General features: G+C 58.3%; 4 protein-coding genes and 2 pseudogenes. 1 reads left to right on the top strand and 5 read right to left on the bottom strand.

What is annotated here, in order from left to right; translation table 11 throughout:
- The 5 genes and pseudogenes from ACTH3D_RS12435 to ACTH3D_RS12415 form a co-directional block, all read right to left on the bottom strand.
- Nucleotides 1-1,113: TonB-dependent siderophore receptor (locus ACTH3D_RS12435; protein WP_441667444.1), on the bottom strand; the 1,113-nt coding region annotated here is incomplete at its 3' end.
- Between the two features lie 352 nt (nucleotides 1,114-1,465).
- On the bottom strand, nucleotides 1,466-2,464 hold the full coding sequence (locus ACTH3D_RS12430) for a helix-turn-helix transcriptional regulator (protein ID WP_441667443.1): 999 nt from the start codon (nucleotides 2,462-2,464) through the stop codon (nucleotides 1,466-1,468).
- Nucleotides 2,461-3,309: a siderophore-iron reductase FhuF gene (gene fhuF, locus ACTH3D_RS12425; protein ID WP_441667442.1), complete on the bottom strand. Its 849-nt coding sequence runs from the start codon at nucleotides 3,307-3,309 to the stop codon at nucleotides 2,461-2,463. Before fhuF ends, ACTH3D_RS12430 begins: the two co-directional genes overlap by 4 nt.
- A gap of 351 nt (nucleotides 3,310-3,660) precedes the next feature.
- Nucleotides 3,661-3,810, bottom strand: a pseudogene (locus ACTH3D_RS12420) (IS5/IS1182 family transposase); the annotation flags it as partial.
- A gap of 32 nt (nucleotides 3,811-3,842) precedes the next feature.
- Nucleotides 3,843-4,757, bottom strand: a complete 915-nt coding sequence (locus tag ACTH3D_RS12415) for a LysR family transcriptional regulator (RefSeq protein WP_441667440.1) — start codon at nucleotides 4,755-4,757, stop codon at nucleotides 3,843-3,845.
- 198 nt (nucleotides 4,758-4,955) lie between these two features.
- Here ACTH3D_RS12415 and ACTH3D_RS12410 point away from each other — a divergent pair.
- Nucleotides 4,956-5,648, top strand: a pseudogene (locus tag ACTH3D_RS12410) (glutathione S-transferase family protein); the annotation flags it as partial.
- Nucleotides 5,649-5,692: the final 44 nt, after the last annotated feature.

Raw genomic sequence — 5,692 nt, 5'->3', positions numbered from 1 at the left:
GACGGCGATATCGCCGATGGGGCCGGCGCCGTAGCTCGGATTGAAGGCATTGATAGCCGGGAAAGCGCCGGAGGTCCAGACCACGTTGTTGTCGCGGGTCTGGTAGTCGAGGCCGGTGAGCACACGATGTTCGATGGCGCCGGTCGAGAAACTGGCCTCGAACTGGTTGTCGACGGTCCAGGCCTTGAGCGACTCGTCGCCGCCGGAGTAGTAGCGGTTGAGCTCGGTGTCGCTGGCCCAGCCGAAGGCATAGACCTGGTTGAGCTCCACGTCGGACTTGAGATAGCGCACCTTCTGGCGAGCGCTGATGTCGTCGCTGAGGCGGTGCTCGATATTGTAGCCAATCAGGACCTGGTCGCTCTTGAATTTGTCGTAGTCGTCTTCGCCTTCGAAGAAGTCATTGTCGATATGCCGCCCCAAACGGCTGTCCACCGCACCTTCATAGGGCATGCCGGCGTGGTAGCCACCTTCCGGCTTTTTGGACAGGTAGGCCGACAGATTCAAGGTGGTGGCATCGGAGATGTCCCAGGTCAGCGATGGCGCAATGGCGTAGCTTTCCTCCTCGACCGGGCCGAACTGGGTATCTGCACTTTGGGCGATACCGGTGATGCGAAAGGCGGCGCGCTGACTGTCATCGATGCTACCTGTGACATCGAAGGCGGCGTGTTTCTGGTCGTTGTTGCCGAACCCGACCTGCACCTCGCCGGTGGGTGTGTCGGTGAATTCAGGGCGTTTGCTGGTCAGTGCCACCAGGCCGCCGGGGGAGGCTCGACCATAGAGGACCGACGCTGGCCCTTTGACCACCTCGATGGACTGGAGCATGTACGGATTGATGCTCAGCGAGCTATAAGAGTTGGTGTCTCCCATCAGCTTCAGACCATCGAGGAAGGTGTTGCTCAGGCTGCCATCGGAGAAGCCGCGCAGCACGATGTAGTCGTAGCGGTTCGAGGCTCCCACCTGATTGGCATAGACACCGGGGGTATAGTCCAGGGCGCGCTGAACCGTCTGGGCGCCGCGCTGCTCAATATCCTCGGCAGTGACCGTGGACGTTGCTTGGGGTGTCTCGAGAAACGGTGTTTCGGTTTTGGTCGCTGCCTGACCGGTTACGGTCATGATAGTGAGCGCTGGGGTGTCAGCACCGCCGCCGCTGCTACCGACCGTGGTCGGGGCCCTCTCCAGCGTAGAGTTTTGAGCCAGTGCCACCGAGGAGATGCTGGCTGCCAGCAGGGCGGGACCGATCTTCACGGCGAAGGGTAGTTGTGGGGAGTGCTGTGGACAAAAGCGCATGTTATTCATTTACCAGTCGGGGTCTCCCGCCTTGGCTGGCGGGTGAGACCGAGGTTGAGCATTTACTAGTAATGCGAATTATTACATTTTGAGAGTCATTTGCGACTATGCCCAATGACATAAGCGCTATGCGAGATGACACAAGCGTCGGGCGAGAGGGAACACTTCAGCAAAGGCGTCAAACCACGGTGCTTGGCGATATGCCGAAGCGGCGGCGGAAGGCGGTGGAGAAGTTAGAGGCGTGGTTGTAGCCGCTTAGGTGAGCGGCCTGCTGCACGCTATGGCCCTGTTCGAGTAGGTGATAGGCCAGTTGTAGCCGACGTTCGCGGAGGTAGTCGAACAGCGACAGACCGAAGCAGCGCTGGAATTTGGTGCGTAGGCTCGTGGTGCTCATCGAGGCTTGGCGCGCGAGCCCCGTCAGGGTATGGGCCTCGGCGGGAGCGTCGTGAAGCCGACGCCTGACGCGCTCGAGGCGTTCGCGTTCGCCGGGTGAGACGCCCGAGCGACGAGTGTGATCGCTGTGAGGCAGCCCGAGGGAGAGCAGTTGCAGGCAGATCGCTTCTAGCAGCAGACAGCGCTGGCCAGTGGAGGGCTGAGGGGCAGCGATCTGCTCAAGCATCGGTGCCACATAACCCGGCAGTGACCACAGATGCAGGTGCGGCCTATCGGCTTCTAGCAGCGACCCAACGGGGGTTTGCTGGCTCAGCGCCTCAATAGCGCCATCCTCCAATGCCAGATTGAGCGTTCTCAGTCGCTGGCCGGCGGCCTGGTGAACACGCAGTGGAAATTGTTCTGCGAGACGTGCGCTCATGGCATTGCCGGCATTCAGCCGATGTCGCCGCGAGCCGATGCAAACCTCAATTGATCCTTCCAGAACAATGCAGATAAATAGCGGAGCGGCCAGGTGAGAGCAGGAGTCGTAGGACTCAAGCACGTCGACGTCAGAAAAAGTCATCAGACAACCAAGGCGGGGTGTTTCTTCAAGCACTCGACCGCTCAGGATCGGGCGCGACGGCATCTGGCTCTCGCCCGGGGCGTCGTCATTACCAAAGCAATAGAGGATGCCGTGGCGCGAACCGAAACTTTCCAGGTCGCCGGCGCAGAACTGCATGCGGTGCGCCTGCTCGCGTGGCACCTTGACGTCTTGAAGGTTGGCCTGGTGCAGTGGTTCGTTCATCCCGCCGCCGTTTCCGGGGTGACAGCACCCTGCGAGGTGCTGGCCGTGTCCTGGCTGGGGGTATAGCGCTGAACCTTTGTGTTGGCGCTGCAGCCTTGCTTCTTGCGCGAGGATTTCTCGACGCGGTGAGGAAGGTTTTCCAGCGGGCAGTTGCCACAGTAAGCAAGCTCGGGCAGACGGTAGCGCAGGCAGCATAGACGCCGAGTACGGTGGCACTCTCCAGCCCCATCAATTTGATAACGCACTGGCATGAACACCGGGTTGCGTCGTCCATCCGGATAGGCGCGATGCTCGACCAAGCGCAGCGCCTCGTCGGCCAGGCCCGGCAGAGCCATGGGGTGCTGTTCCGCGGCGCGGGAGAAGTGTTCGAAGTAGTTGCCGAAGTTATTCCAAAATACCTTGGGTGAGGCGCCCGAGACGTAGGCCAGCATCTTTACCAAGGGAGCAACATGGCCTTGAAGAAGCTGCTCGAAACGGGTAAAGGCATCGAGAGAGCCCAGCGGCTTGCCTTCGTGGGACAGGGCAAGCTGTGTGGTACGGCCTTCCTCATTGGTGATGATTGCCATTTCGTTGAGTGCCAGCGGGAGGTCGCGTTCCAGCAGCAAGTTAGCCGCCAGCGCTGGCGCCGTGACGATGGCGAAATGCCACTTTGACCATAGCGAAGCGATGGCCCTGAGGTCATCGCCTTCATATTTGGTAGCGAAGCGAGTCAGCAGAGTGTCGAGTACGGAAATCTCCAGCAACGCCTCTCCGAGAATGGCCTCATTCGGAAACGCCTCGCCGATGACCGGGGGCGTGAGGTGCTCGAGGGGACCGCAGTAGAGGCGAGAAAGAGCTGGCATCATTGTATATCCAAGGAGCGAGAGGGCGACCACCCCACCCGAGGGGCTTGGTAAGTCTTCAGCGGCGAACTAGCATACACTTGATGCGAATAGTTATCAAAATCAATATGGCGCGCTCTTACCCAGCTGTAGAGCCTAGGGTGATGTACTTAGTCACAAGAGCAACCAGCTTCTAGCAGCTTGTAGTCTCAAGCTGAAGAGGCTCTCTGACAGCTATCAGAGGATAATTTCTATAGGCGATTTGATCGTCCGGAACCCTACAGCTAACAATAAAAAGCCGAACTGAAGCGGATATCCGGTGCGTTATGTCCTGATTACGCGTTTGTCGTTGTCTCGGACAAGGTGGCTCGTCATGGCGACATTGGCCGAGGAGGCAGTGACAGGATGGGGCAGCCCGGTCACGGCATCGACGCTAATGTGGGCCTTCATACCGAAATACCACTGGTGGCCTTTCTTGGTCTGCTTCATCTCCAGGTCGCATTGCTTGGCTTTGCTCTTGGTGGACCCCAAGGTGCGTGTGCATGGTGATCACTGGTTCATTTCCATGGAGGGCTTTCCCACTGTCGGCAGGCGGTTTGCAGGGATCGCGCCAGCGCCTGGGTAGCCGGACCTGCCGCATCACGGTTGGCATAGACCAGAAACAGTTTTTCCTCTCGCTGGCCTCCTTCGGCCAAAGGAAGCGGTTTCAGGTGACCCGCCTCCAGCTCTTCCCGGATATGATCATGAGGTAGCCAGGCAAATCCCAATCCATCTGAGACGAACTGGATCGAGGTCTTGAGCTGCGTGACGGTCCAGCGCTGCTCGGCGGCGAGCCAGCCGGCATCCTGGCGGCGTTTGAGCCCCGAGTCTCTAACCACGAACTGGCGATGGGCACGCAGATCGTTGTGGGTCAGCTCGCGCTCGAGCAGGTGAAGCGGATGCTCGGGGTGGGCTACTGCCGTGAACGTCACGCCCAACAATGACTGTCCAAGGAAGCCTGGTGGTAGTTCATGAGTAATTGCCAGGTCCGCTTCTCCATTGAGCAGGGCTTCTTGGGTACCGGACAGCACCGACTCGATGAGCTGTACCCGTGACGCGCGGCTCTCAGGCACGAAAGCAGCCATTGCCTGGCTTAGCAACGCCGTAGGGAAGATGGCTTCTATGGCCAGACGTACCTCGGTTTCCCAGCCCTCGGCGAGATTGTTTGCTAGGTACTCAAGGCTCAACGCATCCTCAATCAACCCCCGTGCTTGTCGTAGCAGCGTTTCGCCCGCTGGTGTCAGCACCGTCTTGCGCCCCTGAATCGTCAGCACCTCGACGGGCAGTTGTTCCTGCATGCCTTTCAACGCATAGCTGATTGATGACTGGCTCCGGCTGAGCGCTTCAGCGGCCTTGGCATAGCTGCCTTCATCCACTACCGCTTGCAGTACCGCCCACTGCTCTAGGCTGATGCGGGGAATTCTCTGTGTCATGAGGTGCTTGCTGTCAATTGATCGAATTATCTGTTCATAATGCACTGAATACTGGCACTTTCTGGCATGGTATAGAAGATAACATGTCTCTATTGCCCTGCTTAGGCCTGCTTGGTTCCGGAGCGCTCACACCGCTTGACCAGCAGGTGGGCACTGATAGGTTACAAACTGGTAGGTTACAAACAGAGTGAGGTGGTCATGGGCTTGTTGGTCAATGGAAAATGGCAGGATCAGTGGTACGACACCAAAAAGCACGGCGGTGAGTTCGTACGCGAATCAGCTCAGCTGCGCACCTGGGTGACGGCAGACGGTAAGCCGGCCACGCAAGATCAGCCAAGTGTGCCCGCCGAGGCGGATCGTTTCCATCTGTATGTCTCTTTGGCGTGTCCTTGGGCGCATCGCACCCTGATCATGCGCAAGCTCAAAGGGCTGGAGCCGCTGATTGGTGTATCACACGTCAGCCCGCTGATGCTGGACCAGGGCTGGACATACCATGTTGCTGAAGGCTCCAGCGGTGATCCTGTCAATGGCGCAGAGTACCACCATCAGCTCTATACACTGACTGATCCTGACTATACGGGTCGCGTCACAGTTCCGGCTTTATGGGACAAACAGGACAAGCGCATCATCAATAACGAGTCTGCTGATCTGGTGTACATCTTCAATGATGCGTTTGATGAGATAACCGGCAATCGTCTCGATTTGTATCCCGCGGATCTGCGCGAGACTATCGATGAGATCAACGCCGATGTCTACGACCACATCAATAACGGTGTCTACAAAGCCGGTTTCGCCACTGAGCAGGAGGTTTACGACAGACATGTTGTTGCCTTGTTCGAGTCGCTGGATCGTATGGAAGCCCGTTTGGTCGATCAGCGTTACTTAAGTGGCTATTCAAAATTTATCGTGCGCTCAGACCCGTAGCCGTCGAGTAG

Origin of the sequence: Halomonas sp. (genome assembly GCF_052095765.1) — a bacterium.
Lineage (GTDB): Bacteria > Pseudomonadota > Gammaproteobacteria > Pseudomonadales > Halomonadaceae > Halomonas.
This window is presented reverse-complemented; position numbering and strand designations above follow the sequence as displayed.

What these genes read in the sequence shown, in the direction of transcription:
- ACTH3D_RS12430 (WP_441667443.1), bottom strand. Translation starts at nt 2,464, where the DNA reads ATGAACGAACCACTGCACCAGGCCAACCTTCAAGACGTCAAGGTGCCA.
- fhuF (WP_441667442.1), bottom strand. Translation starts at nt 3,309, where the DNA reads ATGATGCCAGCTCTTTCTCGCCTCTACTGCGGTCCCCTCGAGCACCTC.
- ACTH3D_RS12415 (WP_441667440.1), bottom strand. Translation starts at nt 4,757, where the DNA reads ATGACACAGAGAATTCCCCGCATCAGCCTAGAGCAGTGGGCGGTACTG.